Origin of the sequence: Clostridium sp. 1001271st1 H5, from assembly GCF_005845215.1 — a bacterium.
In the GTDB taxonomy this organism is placed as follows: Bacteria; Bacillota; Clostridia; order Lachnospirales; family Lachnospiraceae; genus Enterocloster.
Genome location: NZ_SPHO01000004.1, coordinates 63,959 through 80,666, shown reverse-complemented (window position 1 = coordinate 80,666; position 16,708 = coordinate 63,959). Strand labels below are relative to the sequence as shown.

16 protein-coding genes and 1 pseudogene are annotated in these 16,708 nt (G+C 47.5%); 4 read left to right on the top strand and 13 right to left on the bottom strand.

Translation table 11 applies throughout. From position 1 onward, the window contains the following. Positions 1-8: 8 nt before the first annotated feature. The 8 genes from FGS84_RS07210 to FGS84_RS07180 all read right to left on the bottom strand — a co-directional run bounded on the left by FGS84_RS07210 (position 9) and on the right by FGS84_RS07180 (position 5,205). Entirely contained in the window at positions 9-242 is a 234-nt protein-coding gene (locus tag FGS84_RS07210) for a hypothetical protein (protein WP_002595030.1), read from the bottom strand. 4 nt (positions 243-246) lie between these two features. Further along, positions 247-1,842 (bottom strand): hypothetical protein, encoded by a 1,596-nt coding sequence (locus FGS84_RS07205; RefSeq protein WP_138307082.1) that lies wholly within the window; start codon positions 1,840-1,842, stop codon positions 247-249. 64 nt (positions 1,843-1,906) lie between these two features. Next, positions 1,907-2,179, bottom strand: a complete 273-nt coding sequence (locus FGS84_RS07200) for a hypothetical protein (protein WP_138307080.1) — start codon at positions 2,177-2,179, stop codon at positions 1,907-1,909. Between the two features lie 18 nt (positions 2,180-2,197). Continuing rightward, the gene (locus FGS84_RS31765; protein WP_279232798.1) at positions 2,198-2,323 is read right to left on the bottom strand and encodes a hypothetical protein; all 126 of its coding nucleotides are present in this window, start codon (positions 2,321-2,323) and stop codon (positions 2,198-2,200) included. Between the two features lie 99 nt (positions 2,324-2,422). After that, on the bottom strand, positions 2,423-2,677 hold the full coding sequence (locus FGS84_RS07195) for a hypothetical protein (RefSeq protein ID WP_243129893.1): 255 nt from the start codon (positions 2,675-2,677) through the stop codon (positions 2,423-2,425). Between the two features lie 221 nt (positions 2,678-2,898). Continuing rightward, on the bottom strand, positions 2,899-3,915 hold the full coding sequence (locus FGS84_RS07190; protein ID WP_138307078.1) for a J domain-containing protein: 1,017 nt from the start codon (positions 3,913-3,915) through the stop codon (positions 2,899-2,901). Positions 3,916-4,097: 182 nt separating this feature from the next. Continuing rightward, the gene (locus FGS84_RS07185; protein WP_138307076.1) at positions 4,098-4,697 is read right to left on the bottom strand and encodes a DUF6199 family natural product biosynthesis protein; all 600 of its coding nucleotides are present in this window, start codon (positions 4,695-4,697) and stop codon (positions 4,098-4,100) included. Between the two features lie 64 nt (positions 4,698-4,761). Next, entirely contained in the window at positions 4,762-5,205 is a 444-nt protein-coding gene (locus FGS84_RS07180; protein ID WP_171042557.1) for a GNAT family N-acetyltransferase, read from the bottom strand. Between the two features lie 134 nt (positions 5,206-5,339). Here FGS84_RS07180 and FGS84_RS07175 point away from each other — a divergent pair. After that, positions 5,340-5,501, top strand: a pseudogene (locus tag FGS84_RS07175) ((2Fe-2S)-binding protein); the annotation flags it as partial. A gap of 98 nt (positions 5,502-5,599) precedes the next feature. Here the strand turns inward: FGS84_RS07175 and FGS84_RS07170 are convergent. Next, complete coding sequence (locus FGS84_RS07170; protein ID WP_138307071.1) at positions 5,600-6,223, bottom strand: DUF4317 family protein; 624 nt, start codon at positions 6,221-6,223, stop codon at positions 5,600-5,602. Between the two features lie 332 nt (positions 6,224-6,555). Between FGS84_RS07170 and FGS84_RS07165 the strand changes: the two genes are divergently transcribed. Genes FGS84_RS07165 through FGS84_RS07155 form a run of 3 tightly spaced genes read left to right on the top strand, consistent with a single transcriptional unit; the run spans position 6,556 to position 10,629 of the window. Then, a complete protein-coding gene (locus tag FGS84_RS07165) occupies positions 6,556-7,065 on the top strand; it encodes a MarR family transcriptional regulator (protein ID WP_243129892.1) in 510 nt (169 codons plus the stop codon). 18 nt (positions 7,066-7,083) lie between these two features. Continuing rightward, positions 7,084-8,811, top strand: a complete 1,728-nt coding sequence (locus FGS84_RS07160) for an ABC transporter ATP-binding protein (RefSeq protein WP_138307069.1) — start codon at positions 7,084-7,086, stop codon at positions 8,809-8,811. After that, positions 8,812-10,629: an ABC transporter ATP-binding protein gene (locus FGS84_RS07155; protein ID WP_138307067.1), complete on the top strand. Its 1,818-nt coding sequence runs from the start codon at positions 8,812-8,814 to the stop codon at positions 10,627-10,629. A 63-nt stretch (positions 10,630-10,692) separates the two neighbouring features. Here the strand turns inward: FGS84_RS07155 and FGS84_RS07150 are convergent, their stop codons facing one another. From FGS84_RS07150 to FGS84_RS07135, 4 genes are all read right to left on the bottom strand, one after another. Then, positions 10,693-11,544: a PhzF family phenazine biosynthesis protein gene (locus tag FGS84_RS07150; protein ID WP_138307066.1), complete on the bottom strand. Its 852-nt coding sequence runs from the start codon at positions 11,542-11,544 to the stop codon at positions 10,693-10,695. A 69-nt stretch (positions 11,545-11,613) separates the two neighbouring features. Beyond that, positions 11,614-13,680 (bottom strand): ribonucleoside triphosphate reductase, encoded by a 2,067-nt coding sequence (locus FGS84_RS07145; RefSeq protein WP_138307064.1) that lies wholly within the window; start codon positions 13,678-13,680, stop codon positions 11,614-11,616. Between the two features lie 161 nt (positions 13,681-13,841). Further along, positions 13,842-15,209, bottom strand: a complete 1,368-nt coding sequence (locus FGS84_RS07140; RefSeq protein WP_138307509.1) for an MATE family efflux transporter — start codon at positions 15,207-15,209, stop codon at positions 13,842-13,844. Positions 15,210-15,470: 261 nt separating this feature from the next. Continuing rightward, the gene (locus FGS84_RS07135; RefSeq protein ID WP_138307062.1) at positions 15,471-16,700 is read right to left on the bottom strand and encodes a hypothetical protein; all 1,230 of its coding nucleotides are present in this window, start codon (positions 16,698-16,700) and stop codon (positions 15,471-15,473) included. Positions 16,701-16,708 lie beyond the last annotated feature (8 nt).

The window sequence follows — 16,708 nt, the reverse complement described above, 5'->3', positions numbered from 1 at the left end:
ACACCCCCTTAATCAATCGCATTGATAGTGCGCAGGATTGCGCTAAAAACATAGTAAGTAGCGATAGCAGTTCCCCAGGCCGTAAGGATTGCCACAAAGTCACTGATAGGAACAAAATAGTTAAGAAAACCTATGTACGGAATCGAGATAATGTTATCAATAAATCCACGAAACGGCGAATCCGGAAGTAGGTCCATAATAACAGCCAGCATGGAACTAAACGCTTTCATAACAACAGACATATAACTACCCCCTTATGAGCTCACGGGTTGTCGATATCAACCCGGCAATAAACAGTAAATCTAACATGGTGCGGAGTATCTTCACAGCCGCATCCCATTCCGTCATATCCACAATAAAGGTATGTTCATAATTGATATTCTGATAGTGTATCTTAAACGGGAGCTCAAACCGCGGGACCTCAGACGATGCATTCATAGCTTTAACCAAATATATTACATCAAACGGTATACAAAACGGGAATTTATCGGCAATGCTGGTAGGAAGTTTCATGTTCTCCACATCTTCATCCGTATCACCCGGCTCCAATTTATTATTAAGCATGGCCTCAATCGTGGCGGGAATCGCTTCTACCTTTGCGAGTATTGCCGCAAGGGTGGTCTTTGTTTCCGTATTCTCACCTTCCACGGGGACGTCCGTGGGCGCAACCGTAGGGACAACAACATCCACCCCCCAATCAATCGCAAAACCTGCATTTTTAAGAGCGGCTTCTAGTTCCTCAATGCGGTCCATAGCGTCTGATAATTCATCCATTAACTGAGCCGCAAGTTCGCCCGTTTGAGGTAGGGTAATAACCGTAGGAACTACCTTCGGTTCCATCGTCTGCGCCTGCTGATTAACAGCAACAACAGGCATCCCAAACGCTTCTTGATTTAACAAATTTTCCATAGTCCTATTTGCCACAAATGAATTAGCGGCGGCCTCGTTAGAAAAGACCGGGAAAGGGATAGATTTAATTTGGGCGGCTGTTAAATACCTGCCGTCATTGGTAGAAACGGAAGAATCATTCATACTAATTTTCCCCGTTTTCGTATCCAATGTCTGAGAATGAACATACAAATTAAGGCCATAGCTTTTACCAATAGTGGGAGCTACATTACTAAGATACTTAAATTTCACATAATATTTACCCTCAGTCGCTTTATAAAAATCAAGATACGCATAAGGTATATTCAATTCATTAAAATTTGCCGGGAGGAACAACCATTTATAGTTAACTTCATAAGAGAAAAAACCAGGTTCGCTATAGGTAAGAAAACATTTACCAAAGTTTGAAGGCTTTGTCCATCCCTCAATGGAATCATTAACGGAAGCAATTTCTTTGATATAATCGAGAGCATCAGAACCATAAGAAGCAAATGAACTGAGATACCCTTTAATGCTGGTAGCATAGTCAGCGGCAGTACCCTTAACACCATCCACCCAGCCGTTTAAAATACCAGTTCCAAGCGTGATATCTTTACCGCCGACATCGGCCCAATCCATATTCATCCAATCTGTCATAGCGTCAATCTGTTCACGGGCTTTTGCTTTGATTTCAGCAGTTTCCCCATTGTACTGCCTGTCATATAACCATTGACTATATGACCCAAGTTCCCCACGCTTTCCTTGCTCTAAATAATCGTCATAACCGGTCCAGGAGCCAAGCCAAGACTGTACACCGGATAGGGATGTATCTACCCCATTTGCTGATAACAGCGTATCAAATATGTATTCAGACACGGACGGGACAGCGGCAGGAGCGGCAAAGGCTGTAAGAGGAAAAGAGAGAAGCAGAACCATAACCAGAAACAAGCTAACAACACGTCTTAATGTTTTCATAATTCACCCCTCTAATGACTGTGGGACAGTCATTACTATAATGACCGTCCCACAAAATAATTGATTATGCCTTACCAGCAATCCGCTTAAATACCTTAAGGCCGATTGTGATAACCAGACCAGCGCCGACCAGCGGCAATGCAATCGGAATCACGCCGTTGATAGCGGATGTAGCAGACGTTGCAATGGATGTGCAAGCCGTGATTAACGGGTCAGCCGCATCACCCTCAGCGGCAAAGGATGTGATAGTACAGAGAGCCAGGGGAGCACTCACAGCAACACCAGCAACAGCACAACGCATAGCAGTAACCTTGTTTTCAAATCTTTCCTTCATCATAAAATCTTACCTCCAAAATTATATTTTTTTGAATATATTGATAACCACTTGAATACCAATACCTGCCAGCATGGGTAAGCATCCAAGTAGGAAACCAGCGCCAATATAAGGAGCATACATTGTTAATAATTCATCAACCATCATATTAAATAACCTCTAACATAGCATCAGGAAATAACAAAAAAGTAACAGTCAAAAAGAAAATAATAATCATAATTATTTCAAATTCATCAAACAAAATAGTTACCCCCTAAAGAAACGACTAAATATAGAACACAACAAACAGCCAAGGATAAGCACCAGAATGAAATTAGCGCACAAAAGCAACTGTACAATATCAGCCGTATTTTCAGCAGTACGGTAAATACTTGCATTATCAATGGACGTATCCAGAGATTCCGACTGCATTAATTCCCACTCATAGTCATTAAGTAAATCCTGTAGGTCAGAAACTTCATTACTAGAAGGTTTGACCTCAGAAGGAGTAGCAACAGACATAAAACATCACATCCTTTATTCAATTTTAATCAATGGGATTTTGTCGTAGATTTGATAATTTGATAAATACAGAAGGGGTGAGGAATCCCACCCCATTAAACTATTCGTTAAAGTGTTGTTTCGCGAATAGTTGAAAATCACCCTATTCGATATAGACTCTATACCTGGAATCCACCCATTTCAATTTGGTCACACCAAACAATAATTAAATGCTCACCCTTCTAAGCAGCATATCCGCCATGGCCGCTTCCGCCGGCCCCTTTGCAGAGCTGTTCAAATTCTTTCAGTTTCTGCTTTGCTTCTGGAGTCAGGTTCGTTGGAACCTGTACTTCAACCGTCACATACTGGTCGCCATGGACGGACGGATTTCCTGTTGTAACAATCCCTTTCCCTTTCAGGCGAATCTGACTTCCGGACTGTGTGCCTGCCTTTATCCTGCACATAACGTCGCCATAAATTGTGGAAATCTTCACTTCACCTCCAAGCACGGCTGTTGTAAACGGAACTGTAACTGTGGTATAAACATTTTGGCCCTCCCTATGGAATCCCGGCTTGTCGTGCACTGTTATTTTCAGAAGCAGATTTCCAGGCTCTCCGCCATTGGTCCCGGCCATCCCTTTTCCCTTTAAACGAATCACTTTGCCGTTTGCAATGCCTGCCGGTATAGCTACTTCCACTGACCGTATTTGTCCATGTTCATCCTGCAGACGGATTATTTTTTTGCAGCCAAAGGCCGCTTCATCAAAGCTGACTTCCATATTGCTCTGGATATCCTCTCCCTTTACCGGGAATCCGTATCCGGAATGAGCCCCATTGAATCCGTTACTCTGAAATCTGTCTGCTGTTCCTCGGAAGAAACCTGAACCTCCAAAGATATTGTTCAGAATATCATCCATGTCCTCTCCGCCTTCAAAATGGTATTCATGATAACCACTATCCATGTTTTGGCGGGTGCGGTAGGAATTATAATCAAATCCGCTATTTTCTGTTCTTTTGTAAGCTCCGGCTGACTCGTCAAACGCCGCATGTCCGTACTGGTCATATAATTTCCGTTTTTTTTCGTCACTCAGTATATCGTAGGCTTCATTGAGTTCTTTAAACCGTTCTTCTGCCTGAGCGTTACCCACATTACTGTCCGGATGATACTTTTTTGCCAGTTTTCTATATGCCTTTTTGATTGATGCGGCATCCGCTGTCCGGCTGACGCCTAAAACAGCATAATAATCTTTTTTCATCATGTATGCGCCCCCTCTTTCCTTCAGATAAGAGAACATCGAAGAGAAAAACGGGAAAACATCTATATGCTCCCCCGCTTGCCCTCATTTTATTTTCTATTTGTTCTATATATGTTATAACATATACATCAGCGCTCGTCAAGTATGATTTACAATTATTTCGATTATCCGCTATACCGTTGTATCTAAATGGCAGCGATTGCACATATGATTCCGATTAGTATCAGCAAACAGCCTCCGATTCGGTAAAATCCAATTGCCAGATTAGAAGGCTCGGCATTTTTATACCACCAACCGCGTGCAAGCCACCATGCACTTCTGGGTACAAAAGCATACCATGCCCCTATAATAATCAAAACAAATGCAAGAAAGGGGGACGCCGAACCTCTGCCATGGCTGTTCCTCGCATCCATGGCACGCTCTATTCCCCAGACAAGAGAAAAACCATCGATATACCCCTGCTCTTTTATCGCGTTGGAATCAGAGCCGCCGGAAACCATAAGCGCGCCGTTTATATTGGTCTGTCTGTAAACATGTCCATTGGGGTATGTTATTACAATATCCCCGTTTTTGTCATACCTGAATTTGTATTCCCCGTTTTCCATTGATATTGTTCCAGCGGAACGTGTTTCCTGGTTAAATGTAAGCACTCCGGACTGTCCGTCAATTTCAATGGTTGTTCCGGCCTGCTCTGTCACATCTTTTTTGCAGGATGTCAAAAAAAGGAGTGACAATATAATCACAACAAGTTTCAGGATTCGGGTCAGTCCATTTGTCCTTTCCATTTTCCAGCCCCCATTCATTCCATTCTTCATCTCCCTTCATTTGTAAGTATGCTTTGTACATGGTTTAGTGATGATAACTGCTCCTTTTCAAAACAACAGGCGTTATGGTTCCCATGTAAAACTGCTGGGGATTTCCAACGGTCAGCCCTCCCATTCTGCACACCATCTTAGCCGTGATATCCCTGGCTTCCATGCGGATTTCTTCTATTCCCAGGGCAAACAAATCATCAAATGACAAGCGCGCAATCCGCGTACCAATGTGATGTCCCCTGTAATCCGGATGAATGGCAAACCTTCCCCAATGTATTTCACCATTCTCCCTCCAGGCAGCGGCGGTTCCTATGACCACGCCATTGAGCACGGCACACCAGCACTGCGGATTTTTATCTAAAAATCCATTGATATCTTTTGCGGGGATTTTCTGCTCCCCGTTAAATACGTCTGTCTGCAATTTCATGATTTGAGGCATATCCTCGCGGACAGCCTGTCTGAATATGATATTTTCCAAAAAATGCACCTCTTTCATCAAAGGTTCTCAATTGCACCAACAGGACAGGCCTGGATACATTTTGAGTATGATGGCCATTTGATATATAAGATTGTTTGTGATATAGTTGAATTGACTGAAAATGATAAAGGAGAATCACTATGGATAATCAGGAAATCATATGTTACTGCGCAGGTGTTACAAAGGCGCAGATTCTGGAAGCACTGGACAGGGGCGCCCGGAATTTAGACGACATAAGGCAAATGACCGGGGCCTGCACCATTGGCAGATGCAAAGAATTAAGTCCCACAGGAAAGTGATGTTCCTCTGCGATTATAGGTATAATCAGGGAGTATCATACAGTTCATCTGCCATAGGCGCTGTCATGTTCCAAAGATTACAGTATGTCCTCCGGTCAGGCGATTTCCAGGAGCTTTAGCAGTTTGTTGTGGGGGCGGTCCATATCCGCCTGAAACACATCAATATGGTTTAAATCCCCGCTCCTGTCCGTAAAGGCGGGAAATAAAAAACCGCATACCGGCTTTCCTGGTTCGTACTCTCCGCTTAAAGGACAGATGGCGCAAATCATATATTCAAAAACTTCTTCAGATTCCCACTGACGTTCATTATCAGACCCTTTTGCAGGGATATCATAGCGGTCATGGAAAACCAGGATGGCATATTCCCGCTCTGCACGGTAATGCTCCATAACAACATCATAAAAGGTATCCATCAGGGCATCATTTTTCAGGCCGCATTCGTTCATGGCCATGAGCAGCTGCCACATGCTTCCTGGTTTTCGCGCGCTTTGAGGATATTCGTACTTCTTAAGGTTTACATTGGTGGCTGCAAAGGGAATTTCCTTTGCCAGCTTCAGTTTTTTTGTCCGTTCTGCTGCTGATAATTTCAGAAAATTAATATTAAAACTACCGTCAAAATCCCCATCCCTGTCTACATAGCATCCCGCAATCCTGGTAAAGGAGGTGCGGGAAAGGGTCATCCGTCTTGTAAGCTCCAGCATGTCTTCTCTGTTTATCATAATATGTCCGTTACCTTCCTGTCTTTTCTGTCATTCAAGAAGATTGTATCACATACTTTATGGACCAACAACTTATTTTCCTTTTGTATAAACAGGAAGGTTATTTTTGCCGATTGTGACGGAACCGCTTCTGCCTTGCGGTCCGGACCTGCATCGCCATATATGTCTTTTGGTCCATCACGGTTTACCTCCATCAGACACAGGGTCTAAATAAATGTTTTACAGAAACTTTATAAAATAATAACTTGACGCAAGTACGAAATCGGACTATAATACACACCACAAGTACGAAATCATACTAAGAATCAATTACATACAGGGAGGTGCGCCTTATGAAGAAAGGCTTCATGAACGAATCCGCAGAGGAATCCGCAGAGAAATCCGCAGAGGTAATAACAGAAGAAAATACAAAAGAAACAGACCAGGAAATCCGGGAATGCAACCGTCTGTACAAGGAACTAGATGATATTTACCACGACATTTCCCTCAGGCTGGGCATATCGGACAGCGCCTTTACCATATTTTACATCATCAATGAACTGGGGGACGGGTGTCTGCAGGCTGATATCTGCTATGAGTCATTTTCCAACAAGCAGACCATCAACTCTTCCATCCGCAAGCTGGAACAGGAGGGGTATCTTTATCTGGAGCAGGGTCATGGAAGAAATAAGCACATCCGTCTCACCGACACAGGAAAAGCATTTATCCGGGAAAAAGTCAGTCCTGTGGTCAGAATGGAAAATGACGCCTTCCTGACCCTGGAGCCGGGGGAACGTCGTGAGTTTCTGCGCCTGTTTAAAAAATACGTGGAGAATTTCAGGAATAGTAAAAATGAACTGTAACAGGAGGATAATTTCTGTATGAGAACAATTCTGCGGTTTTTAAAGCCGTACAAAGGGCTTTGTCTGGTGACACTCTTCGTCATGCTACTGGACGTGGCCGGCGGTCTGCTGATTCCCACTATCACAGCGGATATGATTAATAACGGGGTAGCCGGAGGCGATATGGGCTTTATCTTACGCAGGGGCCTGGCCATGCTGGCTGTCACCCTGGTTACCAGCTTCGGGGCATTGGCGGGCAGCTGGCTCTGTTCCGACCTCTCAGCCAAAATCGGGCGCGATATGCGGGATGCCCTGTATGACAAGTCCCTGACCATTTCTTCCTATGATTTTGAGGCCTTCGGAACAGGTTCCATGATTACCAGAACCTTAAGCGATGTAAATATCATCCAGCAGTCCATTGTCTGGTGCATTCAGATGGTGTTGCCGGTTCCCGTGGTCTGCATTATGGGCATTGTCATGGCATATTCTATTGACCGCGTCATGGGGCTTCTGCTGATTGGCGTAACCCTGCTAATCATTCTTCTGGCTGTGCTCATAACCAGGAAGGCATCCGTTATTTTTGGCAGGCTCCAGAAGCTTTTGGACCGGATGAACGTGGTGCTTCGGGAAAATGTGACGGGTGTGCGCGTCATACGCGCCTTTAACAAAGAAGGATATGAAGAAAAGAGAATGCGCAAATCCTTTGAGGATTATGCCATGTCTTCCATCCAGGCCAACCGCCTGTTCGTCAACCTGGAAAGCATTGCATTGTTTGTCATCAATCTTTCCATTGTGGCCATACTCTGGATGGGCGGAAACCGCATTGGAGCAGGGTTCATGGAAATAGGCGATATCACTGCCCTGACCCAGTATGCCATTATGATTCTGTTTTACATCATCATGGCCCAGATGGTATTTATCATGCTTCCCAGGGCCTTTATCTGCGTACGCAGGATGAATGACGTCCTCTCCCGCAAGCCGGAGATTCCCGAAACAAAGGATGCTGCTCCTGCCCTGCCGGAAAAAACCAGGGATGTCATTCAGTTCAGGGATGTCTCATTCCGCTTTGCGGATGCAGATGAGAATACCCTGGACCACATTACCTTTTCCTGTGTCAGGGGCTGTACCACTGCCATCATCGGCAGTACGGGAAGCGGAAAATCCACCATAGCAAAGCTGGCTCTGCGCTTCCACGACGTGACATCCGGCTCCCTGCTCTTAAACGGCAGGGATATCCGCAGTGTCAGCCAGAAAGAACTGAGGGACCATATTGCCTATGTCCCCCAGAAGGCATGGCTGTTTTCAGGTACCATTGCTGACAATCTCCGCCATGGAAATCCGGATGCCGGTGAGGAGGACATGAGGGAGGTTCTGTCTGCTGCCCAGTCTGACTTTGTATACGGCCTGCCGGAGGGCCTGCAATCCATGGTCTCCCAGGGCGGCTCCAACTTTTCCGGCGGTCAGAAACAGCGCCTTTCCATAGCCAGGGCCCTGATGAAAAAGGCCGACCTCTATATTTTTGACGACAGCTTCTCTGCCCTGGATTTTAAGACGGATGCGGCTCTTCGCAGAGCCCTTGCGAAAAGGACGGAGGACGCGGCTGTTCTGATTATAGCACAGCGTGTCAGCACCATCCTGAATGCAGAGCAGATTATTGTCCTGGAGGACGGCAGAATTGCGGGAATGGGAAACCATGCCTCCCTGATGAAGACCTGTCCCGTATACCAGGAGATTGCCAGGTCACAGATGGAAGGAGGAAATTCTTAAATGAGTGATAACAATACACAGATATACGAGGATGAAATGGATTTTGCATCCCCCAATCATATGAGAAGGACCCTGCGGCGTCTGTGGGTGTCTGTGAATGACCAGCATAAACGGCTGATAGTAGTTCTGGTTTCCGTGGTGTTCTACACACTGCTCTCGGTTGCAGCCCCTTTTTACAGCGCGCACATCGTGGATTTGCTGTGGAACAGCATCAAGGAGGCCATGGCGGGCGGGGAAGCCTTCCGGGTAACCTGGCACCACGGTGGGAGGGATATATTCATCCTGCTTCTGATTTACCTGGCAACCGCATTTTTTTATACGCTGCAATCCTTTCTCATGGCCAGTTTTGCTGAGAACCTCAGCCTGCGTCTGAGGACGGAAATCAGCACCAAGTTAAACCGCCTGCCGCTGTCCTACTTTGACAGGAACCAGACAGGCGCAATTTTAAGCCGTACCACCAATGACCTGGATAAGATGGCGGAAGCACTGCAGACAGGGCTTCTGAAGCTCTTTACAGCAGCAGGAATGGTCGTTGGCTCCCTCATTATCATGTTCCGGTTCAGCGCCTGGCTGACCATGATTTTCCTGCTGTTTACAGGGCTTGCCATGCTCTCCACCCGGGCAGCCTCGGCTAAGACATTAAAGTATGCCATGGAGCGTCAGAAATGCGTCAGCAAGGTAACGGCCCTGGTGGAGGAATCCTACAGCGGGCGGGTCATTATCAAGGCATTTAACCAGGAACAGGACAGCTCACGGCGAATGCATGAGGCCACACAGGAGCTGGCAGGGGCTTCCAGAAAGGTGGATTTCATGATAAACGCCATCAATCCTGCTGTCCGTATGATTAACCGGTTCGGCCAGGTCCTGATAGTGATACTGGCTGGCAGAATGCTCATAAACGGCTCTCTTACCGTCGGCGTGTTCCAGGCATTTTTCCAGTATGTGAATCAGGCATCCGAGCCCCTGACAGAGGTGGCCTATATGGTAAACTCCATGCAGTCTGCCCTGGCCTCCGTGGAACGGATTTACGATATGCTGGATGAACCTGAGATATCACAGGAGCCAGCCCTTCCAGCCCTGGTGGAACGTGTACAGGGCAAAGTGGAATTCCGGAATGTGCGATTTGGTTATTCCCCGGACCGCATACTGATGAAGGATGTCAGCCTGTCTGTCAGGCCGGGCCAGAAAATCGCCATTGTGGGAAGCACCGGAGCCGGCAAGACCACCCTCATTAACCTGCTGATGCGGTTTTATGAGGTGAACGGAGGAAATATCCTGTTGGACGGCAAGGATATCCGGACCTTATCCAGGGCTAACCTTCGCAGCTGCTTCGGCATGGTTTTGCAGGATACCTGGCTTTTTGAAGGCACCATTGCAGAGAACATTGCCTATAGCAAGCCGGATGCTGCCCGGGAGGAAATCATTGCGGCTGCAAAGGCGGCCAGGGTGGATTTCTTTGTACGCACCATGCCGGCAGGCTATGATACGGTTCTGACCAATGATTCGGAACATATTTCTGTTGGCCAGAGGCAGCTTCTGACCATTGCCAGGGTGTTTCTGCTGAATCCGGCCGTACTGATTCTGGATGAAGCCACCTCCAGCGTGGATACCAGGACAGAAATGGAAATCGGCAGAGCCATGAAGGAGCTGATGAAGAACAGGACCAGCTTCGTGATTGCGCACCGGCTGTCCACCATTGTGGATGCGGACCTGATTCTTTTAATGCAGGATGGCACCATTGTTGAGCAGGGGAACCACCGTGAACTGCTGAGGGCAGAGGGCGCATATGCAGACCTTTATTACAGTCAGTTTGCATAGAGGGAAGTTATGGCTTGATGTATGGGACAAGGATGACGCATGGTGGGCTTGCGGTTTGCGGATTTAAAATGCAATACGATAAACGTGGTTTAAATATCCATATCCTCCCACCCATACACCTGTAACCGTATCATCCTCGCTGTCCAGATTAACATATATTCTGGAAACACAGTGTAAATTATACCCCTGTTCAAAGATATACTGGTTTTGCTTTGATGCGTACTTATATAAATAACAGGCCAGCGCGCCGGTGGAGGTACCGGTGGCTGATTCTTCATTAATGCCGTACAGCGGGGCGAAATTCCTGCATATTGCGGTCACGCCCCTGTCTTTTCCAGGGGAAAAGGCATGGATGCCGATGCATTCATTTTCCCTGCTTATTCTGGTGATGGCGGGGAAATCAGGGGCCATACTGCCGAGAACCACGGGATTAGTCACAGGAACCAGGATATCCTTTAGGCCGGTGGACACGATTTGCACCGGTAAGGTATGGTCAATGACGATTGAATCAAAGCACGCCTCTGCCTCTTTTCTGTCCAGCGTTTCATAGAACTGCGGCCTGTTCTGCTCCATGAGAATCAGGCCGCTTTCATCAACCTGTACCCTCAGGATTCCTGACTTTGTCTCTATGGTACAATCCTGTTTTTTCAGCAGCCCCAAATGCCGCAGCACAGTGAAGGCGGCGATTGTGGCATGGCCGCACAGCGGAATTTCCCCTTTGGATGTAAAGTATTCCAGTTTAAAATCATTGAATGTTGAAATACTGACAAAGACTGTCTCCGAATACCTCAGATAACCGGCTATTTCCGTTTTCTGTGCTTCAGTGAACCGCCTCCCAATTATCACACCTGCCTTATTTCCGCCTTTGTCATCTTTGCTGAACGCGCTTGCTACATAAGCATTAAATATCGTCATTTATCTCTCCCGTTAAAATGCAGATGGTCTCTTCAATCAGGTGACAGATTTTCTCAGATACGTATTTTTTCAGATACGGAACATAACCCTGTTTTTAAACTCCTGGGCCTTGCCGTCATTCCAGTCATGGACGGGTCTGTAATATCCCGCAATCCTGCTGTAAACATCCGCAGAGCCTCCGCAGTTGGGACAGATATCCTGTCTGCCGGGCAGATAGCCGCAGGTCTGGCAGATGGTGTAAACAGGAGACAATGTGAAACAGGGAATATGGTGTTCTGTAATCATGCTGCAAAGTATATCCCTTGCCTTTTTCCAGTCCTTCAGTTCCTGTTCCATGTATACATGGAACACGGTGCCTGTGGTATAAAGGGGCTGCAGGGCGTCCTGGTTCAGAAGGGCATCACGCAATGTGCCGTCATAGTCAGCCGGCAGCTTGGTGCTGTTTGTATAATAAGGCTTGTCCCCTTCATGACCGGCTGTCCTGATTCCGGGGAAACGCTCCCGGTCCAGTCTGGCGAACCGGAAGGTGGCTGACTCTGCGGGCGTTGCCTCCAGGCCGTAGAGATTACCGTATTCCTCCTGGTAACCAACCAGCTTTTCACGCATGTGGTTCAGGACAGAGACAGCAAATGCTTTTGTCTCTTCTGATTCCAGTCCGGCCTGCAGCCACGGGGCATTGAGTCCGGCTTCATTCATGCCGATGACGCCGATGGATGAAAAATGATTGTCAAAGTCCGTAAGATAGCAGGCTGTATAGGGATAAAGCCCATTCCTTAACAGGGTGGAAATCACCTTCCGCTTCGTGTCCAGGGACCGTGCAGCCAGGTCCGTCATCCGGTCCAGCCGTGTATAAAAGTCCCTTTCATCCTTTGACTGGTATGCAATCCGGGGAAGATTGACCGTAACCACGCCAACGGAGCCCGTATGCTCCCCGTATCCGAAAAAGCCGCCGGCTTTTTTCCGCAGCACATGGAAATCAGGCTGGATTCCATCATAGGTAGCCCTCACATCCTCGGGTTTCATACCGCTTCCCATGTAGTTGATGAAATAGGGTGTTCCGTAATGGGATGCAAGGGAAAACAACAGCCTGTTTTGTTCGGTATCCGACCAGTCATAGTCCTCTCCCATCCCATAGGCCGGAATGGGATACTGGAATCCCAGGCCATTGGCATCGCCTTCCAGCATGGTTTCCAGGAATGCCTTGTTCACCATGTCCATTTCCCTCTGGCATTCCCCATATGTAAACTCCATTCTCCTGCCTCCCACAATGGCCTTTTCATCCGCCATGTCACAGGGCACCTTCAGGTCCATGAAGATGTGGGAAAATGGAGCCTGCGTACCCCAGCGGCTGGGAGTGTTGACTCCGAAGACAAATGCCTCCATGCATTTTTTTACCTTGTCATAGGACAGGTTATCTGCCTTCACAAAGGGGGCAAGGTATGTGTCAAAGGACGAGAAGGACTGGGAGGCAGCCCACTCATTCTGCATGATTCCCAGAAAATTCACCATCTGGTTGCAGAGGGTGGCCAGGTGCTTGGCCGGGGATGCGGTAATCTTTCCGGTGATGCCGCCCAGACCGTCCAACAGGAGCTTCTTAAGGGACCATCCGCAGCTGTAGCTGGTCAGCATGGATAAATCATGGATATGGATGTCTCCGTTTACATGGGCATCGGAAATTTCCCTGTCATATACTTCCGTAAGCCAGTAATTGGCAGTCACTGCGCCGGAGTTGTTGAGAATCAGCCCGCCAACCGAATAGGTAATGGTGGAGTTTTCCTTCACACGCCAGTCTTCCACCTTTACATAGTTGTCCACCACGTCTTTATAGTCCAGAATGGTTTTATCTAAATTCCTGATTTTCTCCCGCTGCTTCCGGTACAGGATGTAGGCTTTGGCCGCATCGGTGTATCCGGATTCCTCCAAAACCTTTTCCACGCTGTCCTGGATATCCTCCACTGATATCCGGCTGTCTTTTATCTTTCCCTGGAAGTCGGAGGTGACCCTCAGGGACAATAGCTCAATGATATCATCCGTATATGATTTACCGGTTGCTTTAAAGGCTTTCTTGATAGCCAGTGTTATCTTTTCCAATTGGAATTCAACGGTTTCCCCGTCCCTTTTAGCCACTAAAAGCATGTTCTTGTCTCCTCCTCAATATGCGTGATTCGCTGCCGTACATACCGCAAAACAGATATATTCCATTATATCAAAGACATGGACATAAATACAGCATGAATTTTTATCCTATGACGGGTGCGGGATTAAGTAAATGGCGGCCATCTGGAGATAGTGTCCGGTCAGGCGGTAAAACGCCCGGATACCCCGTTGCTTTTACCGGCGGTTCGCTCCAGGTACAGGAACATTCCCAGGCAGAGTATAATCTGTACGAGGCTGGAGGCAGGGGTTCCCAGACCAATCTGAAACAGGGTTGCCCCCGCCATACGGCTGACTGCGTAAACAATGGGAATCCGCACCAGAAATGCGCCGATGATTCCCTGTATCATGACAAAAATTGTCTTTTCACAGCCATTGTAATAGCCGGTAAAACAGAACAGGAAAGGTGTCAGCAGACAATCCACTGCATATGCCTTCAGATAGCTGTGGGAAGCAGCTATTACATCCAGGTCCTTTGAAAACAGAGAGGACAGCAGGTCTCCGTGGAACAGGGTGATATACGACATGGCCAGCCCCACTGCAAATGCGGTTGCCACGCCATATCCCAATGCCTTCTTGGCCCTGCCAGGATTCCGCGCTCCCATGTTCTGGGCAACAAAGGCTGACATGGACTGCATGTAGGCGGAGGGAACAAGCATGATGAAGATACAGACCTTTTCTGCCACGCCCACGCCGGCAGAGAAGGTTACGCCAAAGGAATTGACAACGGTCTGTATCAGCAGGAAGGATACGCCCACTAAAAGCTCCTGCAATGCAACCGGAACTCCCAGTTTTAGCTCAGCTCCGATTATTTGCCCGTTGAACCGTATACAGTTCCCCGTAAATTCAAAGGGAAGCTCCTTTTTCAGTATGATTGAAAATGAGATTAACACGCTGATGGCCTGGGCTGCAACCGTGGCCAGGGCAGCGCCTGCTGTTCCCATGCCCAGTACGGCAACCAACAGCAAATCCCCGCCTATATTGATGACGCAGGCAATCATTACAGTCACCAAGGGCGTCCTGGAATCACCGATTCCGCGGAACACGGCCCCCAGCACATTATACGCAACAATGAAAAGGGAACCAGCGCCGCAAATCCTGATATAGGTTACGGTCTGTGAAAATGCCTCTTTGGGTGTGTGAAGAAGGCCGGCCAGCACCTCAGCTGCGCCTGTCATTATCACGGTCAGAATGACAGCAAATACGGAAAACAGGCAGATGCCGCTGCCGATTGCATGGCCTGCTTCCCTGGGCCTGCGCCTTCCAATCCGTTCCCCTACCAGGATGGTAATGCCCATGGATAAACCTGTTATGACCATAGTGATTGTCTGTAAAAGCATACTGCCCGTTGCCACACCTGATACATCGGCCGTGTCGGCAAACTGTCCGACTACCAGCAGGTCCACCCCGCCGTATAAGGCCTGTAAAAACAGCGTAAAAAGTACCGGAACAGCAAAACGGACAAGGGAAACCAGTATATTCCCTTCTGTCAAAGAATGTTTTTTTCCCATCATGTTTTTCCTCCTCTTTCATTCATATAAATCAGCTGTGCCCGGTGTCCATGCATGGTCTGCTGCAAAACAAAAAGAGCCGGATAAGGAGCAGATATTTCAATCTGCAGCCTTATCCGGCTCATCATTTCATCCGAATGATTTGCCCTCCGAGCAAGCATTATTTATTATAGCAGATAATGATTTCATGTCAAGGTTTTTTATTTGCTGCAACAATCGCTGTAACAATAAGGACGGTCATGGTTGCTGCAATAGTTCATGTCATGATTGAATTCCGCGAATGGCCTGAATCACCTCTTCCAGGGAAAGCCATTTATCCCATTCATACCCTGGCATGGCAGAGGCAGTGTCATAGACAGCCTGGAAAGCCTGATTGTATTCATCCCGGGACATCAGAATCCCCTCCCATTCATATTGATAGATGGGATTTCCTTCATCATCAAGCTGTACATTGGAATTATCTTCCGCCCCATAATATCCGGATGCAATCGGAACCAGGCGGCCGGATTCCATGCTGTACACAATATCGTAGTAGCTGTCCATATTTCCCTCTGAATTGCACAGAAGATTTCCGCGTTCAATATAAGAAAAATAAAGTCTGGACAGCTGTGTTTCATTGACAGCCCCGTCGGCGAAACTTACAATATTGCAGCCCGTTGCCTCGTCTATCCCGATTTCCACCAATTCCGGGATGGCATCGTCATTGATGTAAATCAGATTGTATCCGTGCCACTGACCGCTGTCCTGGGATTGGAGAAGGCTGATATAGGCCTGTTTCCAGCCGGAAACAGAATCCTGCGCCCCGCTCTTGCCTGCACCCAGGAATCCCAGGACAGACCTCACGGTCTTTTCAGCAAGGGCTGAATTGGCATTCTCTGATAACTCTCTCTCCAATGTAAAGCTGCCGTCAGTCTTTCCGCTGTAGATTCTCACCTCGGAACCACCGGTGCCTGTCTCTGGCCCGGATGCTGGTGAGTAACTGCATATGATGATAATATCATTGCAGCCGTCGTTGTTATAGTCGGGAAAAGAAACTGCCTCCACCTTATGAAACGTCTCATTGCTCCGTAAGTTGCCCTCGCACACGCCGTCCAGGATATACGCCGGTTTTCCGGCCTTTTTTATTTCAAACAGGACATCTGTCAGGGGATTCTTAGCCGGATCCGGTTCATAGGATGCAAATGTGACGCTGCCCAATGGTTCCAGGGTCACATCAAAGGTCTGGTCCTTAATCAGGATATATCCTGCCTTTCCATTGGCTGCATCAGACGGCTCCTCTGCGTTGTCCTCCTGCTGTGCGGCTGTCTGCGTGTCAGGCTGGGAGTTATTTTTTGTGTCAATCCTGATTTCCGGTTCCTCCCCGGTATTTTGGGTTTCAGTCTGCTCCGGGGGTTGTGACCGGGACGGGGCCTTTTGTCCGCAGGCCGTTAATGCACCGCACAGCGCTATGCATAGTAAAAGTGTTGTCAGTTTGTCAGGAATATGTCTCATATTTTTCA

Excerpts from the sequence above, each read along its gene's own strand:
- FGS84_RS07165 (WP_243129892.1), top strand. The coding sequence starts at position 6,556 with ATGAAGAAAGGCTTCATGAACGAATCCGCAGAGGAATCCGCAGAGAAA.
- FGS84_RS07160 (WP_138307069.1), top strand. The coding sequence starts at position 7,084 with ATGAGAACAATTCTGCGGTTTTTAAAGCCGTACAAAGGGCTTTGTCTG.
- FGS84_RS07155 (WP_138307067.1), top strand. The coding sequence starts at position 8,812 with ATGAGTGATAACAATACACAGATATACGAGGATGAAATGGATTTTGCA.
- FGS84_RS31765 (WP_279232798.1), bottom strand. The coding sequence starts at position 2,323 with ATGATGGTTGATGAATTATTAACAATGTATGCTCCTTATATTGGCGCT.
- FGS84_RS07200 (WP_138307080.1), bottom strand. The coding sequence starts at position 2,179 with ATGATGAAGGAAAGATTTGAAAACAAGGTTACTGCTATGCGTTGTGCT.
- FGS84_RS07150 (WP_138307066.1), bottom strand. The coding sequence starts at position 11,544 with ATGACGATATTTAATGCTTATGTAGCAAGCGCGTTCAGCAAAGATGAC.
- FGS84_RS07135 (WP_138307062.1), bottom strand. The coding sequence starts at position 16,700 with ATGAGACATATTCCTGACAAACTGACAACACTTTTACTATGCATAGCG.
- FGS84_RS07195 (WP_243129893.1), bottom strand. The coding sequence starts at position 2,677 with ATGTCTGTTGCTACTCCTTCTGAGGTCAAACCTTCTAGTAATGAAGTT.
- FGS84_RS07185 (WP_138307076.1), bottom strand. The coding sequence starts at position 4,697 with ATGGAAAGGACAAATGGACTGACCCGAATCCTGAAACTTGTTGTGATT.
- FGS84_RS07210 (WP_002595030.1), bottom strand. The coding sequence starts at position 242 with ATGTCTGTTGTTATGAAAGCGTTTAGTTCCATGCTGGCTGTTATTATG.
- FGS84_RS07140 (WP_138307509.1), bottom strand. The coding sequence starts at position 15,209 with ATGGGAAAAAAACATTCTTTGACAGAAGGGAATATACTGGTTTCCCTT.
- FGS84_RS07205 (WP_138307082.1), bottom strand. The coding sequence starts at position 1,842 with ATGAAAACATTAAGACGTGTTGTTAGCTTGTTTCTGGTTATGGTTCTG.
- FGS84_RS07145 (WP_138307064.1), bottom strand. The coding sequence starts at position 13,680 with ATGCTTTTAGTGGCTAAAAGGGACGGGGAAACCGTTGAATTCCAATTG.
- FGS84_RS07170 (WP_138307071.1), bottom strand. The coding sequence starts at position 6,223 with ATGATAAACAGAGAAGACATGCTGGAGCTTACAAGACGGATGACCCTT.
- FGS84_RS07190 (WP_138307078.1), bottom strand. The coding sequence starts at position 3,915 with ATGATGAAAAAAGATTATTATGCTGTTTTAGGCGTCAGCCGGACAGCG.